Source organism: Luteimonas sp. A649 (assembly GCF_054072735.1).
Map to the genome: position 1 here is coordinate 1 of NZ_JBSVRQ010000011.1, position 2,692 is coordinate 2,692.

The 2,692-nt window shown below is 59.0% G+C and carries 4 protein-coding genes; all 4 read left to right on the forward strand.

Annotated features, from left to right (window positions below):
• Positions 1–88: 88 nt before the first annotated feature.
• The 4 genes from ACW5E8_RS14705 to ACW5E8_RS14720 all read left to right on the forward strand — a co-directional run bounded on the left by ACW5E8_RS14705 (position 89) and on the right by ACW5E8_RS14720 (position 2,615).
• Positions 89–586: a hypothetical protein gene (locus ACW5E8_RS14705; protein WP_456966287.1), complete on the forward strand. Its 498-nt coding sequence runs from the start codon at positions 89–91 to the stop codon at positions 584–586.
• Positions 587–1,143: 557 nt separating this feature from the next.
• A complete protein-coding gene (gene crcB / locus ACW5E8_RS14710; protein WP_456966288.1) occupies positions 1,144–1,521 on the forward strand; it encodes a fluoride efflux transporter CrcB in 378 nt (125 codons plus the stop codon).
• Positions 1,522–1,631: 110 nt separating this feature from the next.
• A complete protein-coding gene (locus ACW5E8_RS14715; protein ID WP_456966289.1) occupies positions 1,632–2,135 on the forward strand; it encodes a DUF6998 domain-containing protein in 504 nt (167 codons plus the stop codon).
• 30 nt (positions 2,136–2,165) lie between these two features.
• Positions 2,166–2,615: a nuclear transport factor 2 family protein gene (locus ACW5E8_RS14720; RefSeq protein ID WP_456966290.1), complete on the forward strand. Its 450-nt coding sequence runs from the start codon at positions 2,166–2,168 to the stop codon at positions 2,613–2,615.
• The last annotated feature ends 77 nt before the right edge of the window (positions 2,616–2,692 follow it).

Sequence of the window (2,692 nt, forward strand, 5' to 3'; positions counted from 1 at the left end):
TCAAGTAGCGCGCCTAACAATTCATTCAAGCCGAAACCGCTTCGCGGTTCGGCTTAATTCAGGCGTTAGACATTAGGGGGAGTTCGTCGTGAGTATGCTAAATCCAAACGAGGAAGCCCGCGTTGAAAAGCGCGATGGCCAGGTCATCGGTCCGTACAAGGCAAGGTTTGCGGGCAGCACGATTGTCATCGCCGATCCAATGGCTGATGTAGAAACCGGGGACACGGTTCTGCGCCGCCTTCCAAATGGAAAAGATGAGCGCTCGGTTGTTACCGAAGCCACTTTCTTCAATCAAGGCGTCGGCCGGATCGGCGCCCACTACCAAGTGAAGTTTCGGAAGGGCGGCGAGTCTACGGCCCCGCGGCCTAGCCACAACATCACCATTAGTGGCGCACAGTCGGTCCAGATTGGTGACTACAACACTCAAAACATCGTTAACTCGTTTGATTCACTAGTTAAGATGATTGATTCCTCCAACGTTCCTCCGCAGGAAAAAGCAGAGGCCAAGTCATTGATTGGCCAGCTCCTACAGCATCCTGCCGTTGTGGCAATCATTGGAGGTCTAGCCGGCGGCGTAGTCGGCTAATGTCTAACAATTCATTCAAGCCGAACCCGCTTCGCGGGTCGGCTTAATTCAGGCGTTAGGCCGCACTCGGGTGCCGTCGCAAGCATGATCAAGAAGAGCGTGATCGTTTCGGTGCTTGTGGCGTTCGTCGCCTGGCTCGTGCGGTCGCTCATCCGTGGCGCGCCCTACCTCGAGGCACCTCTGCCTGGTGGCCTTCCACTCGGCAATGTCTTGGTCGCTTTAGGGTTCTGTGCCCTGGCGGGTTCGGCACTTGTACTTAGCGTGCGGGGCTCTGCGCTACGCGCCGCCTCCCTCGTCTCGCTGGTTGGGGCCGTGCTCTGGCTTCCCGCATCAGTCGCCCTTGCGGGCAACCCGCAGCTTAACTTCAGCGGCGGGCGTGGCGCCGTGTGGCTCGCACTTAGCGTGGCGGTCTTCGCCGGCGCATGCTCTACTTTGCTCTGGGCGCTGGGGGTAGCGGCGCTAGCCAAGTTCCGGGGCGCAGGTGCGGCCTAACAATTCATTCAAGCCGACGCCGCTTCGCGGCGCGGCTTAATTCAGGCGTTAGGCCTCAAACACATATGAGCGCGTACTTGTGGGTAGGACTCGGCGGCTTCATCGGTTCGGTGGCCCGTTACGCTGTGGCCGTCGGGTTAGGTGCTGCGCCGGCGGGTCGCTTTCCGTGGGCCACTTTCGCTGTCAATTGTTTGGGCTGTCTGCTGATCGGCCTGCTAGTGGGCATTCTTTCCAAGACATCCGTCTCTGAGCCGGTTCGCCTGTTCCTGGTCACCGATATCCTCGGTGGCTTCACTACCTTCTCAGCGTTCGGGCTGGAGTCGCTCACCCTCCTGCGGCGCGGAGAAATCAGCCTTGCTCTGCTGTACATTCTTGGCAGCGTCCTCGTGGGCATTGCTGCGGTCTGGCTAGGTCTTCGTTTCACCAGCGGAGCTGAGGCCTAACAATGCGTTCAAGCCGAAGCCGCTTCGTTACGCAAAGCACATGGCAGGTACAGCTTGCCATGTGCTTTGCTCCACTACGCGTCTCGGCTTAACTTAGGCGTTAGGCGCACATGGCAGATCCTCTACACCCCGTAGAAAAGGTACCTAGCTTAGTAGGTGAGCTGTACGCACTTGTTGCGCAGCTAGAGGCACTTTTCCCAAGTCGGCGGTTTACTCCGGACGGCCACTTGGTCGGAAGCATTGGTGAGGTTATCGCTGCGCATCGCTACGGCTTGGAACTGCTTCCACATTCGGCTCGGGGCCATGATGCACACGCGCCTTCTGGCGCGCTGGTAGAGATTAAAGCCACGCAGCGTGGCTCCGTGGCGCTTCGCGAACAGCCAAACCACCTGATCGTTCTGCACCTCTCCAAGCAGGGCGAGGCCTCGGAGGTCTATAACGGGCCCGGCGCTCTGGTCTGGTCTGCTGCCGGCGCGATGCAGCGCAATGGGCAGCGGCCGGTGTCGCTGTCAAAGCTCCGTATGCTTATGGCGCAGGTACCAGAGGCATTGCGCCTTCCGCAGTGTGCGCCTAACAATTCATTCAAGCCGACGCCGCTTCGCGGCGCGGCTTAATTCAGGCGTTAGGTTGCTAGGGAGAGTTCTATGCGCATCCAGTCTGTGGCGCTGCTATGCACGGCCTTCATCCTTACTGCCTGTACTTCGACGCCCGTTGAGCCCAAGACTTACCCATCATTGACTGCGGCGTCCGACGCCTACTTTTCGGCGTCGCGGTCTGGGGATACGGCCAAAGCTGCATCCCTTCTTGCTGAGGACCACTTGTTCATCGGCCCTACGGGAAAGGTGCAGGACAAGCCGACCCGCGTGGCTTGGCTTAAGGGCAACCAAGACTGGCTTCCTTCCGTGTCGGCCCAAGACGTTGAGGTCAAACAGTTTGGCCAGACTGGTCGCATCAGCGGAGTCTGGGTCATTCCTGAGGCAGGCGCGACGATCCACGAACGGTTCATCCATGTTTGGTCCTTCCAGGACGGCCGCTGGCAGATGATTTCTCACCAAGTCACCGAAATGCCGCCGCCTGAGGGCGAAGGTCAATGAGTTCGCAAGGTGAATTCAACCACCAAGTGCGACAGTCCTGATCAGGCGCGGATTCGCTGTTCGGGCGTTTCATAGTC

What these genes read in the sequence shown, in the direction of transcription:
- crcB (WP_456966288.1), top strand. Translation starts at nt 1,144, where the DNA reads ATGAGCGCGTACTTGTGGGTAGGACTCGGCGGCTTCATCGGTTCGGTG.
- ACW5E8_RS14715 (WP_456966289.1), top strand. Translation starts at nt 1,632, where the DNA reads ATGGCAGATCCTCTACACCCCGTAGAAAAGGTACCTAGCTTAGTAGGT.
- ACW5E8_RS14720 (WP_456966290.1), top strand. Translation starts at nt 2,166, where the DNA reads ATGCGCATCCAGTCTGTGGCGCTGCTATGCACGGCCTTCATCCTTACT.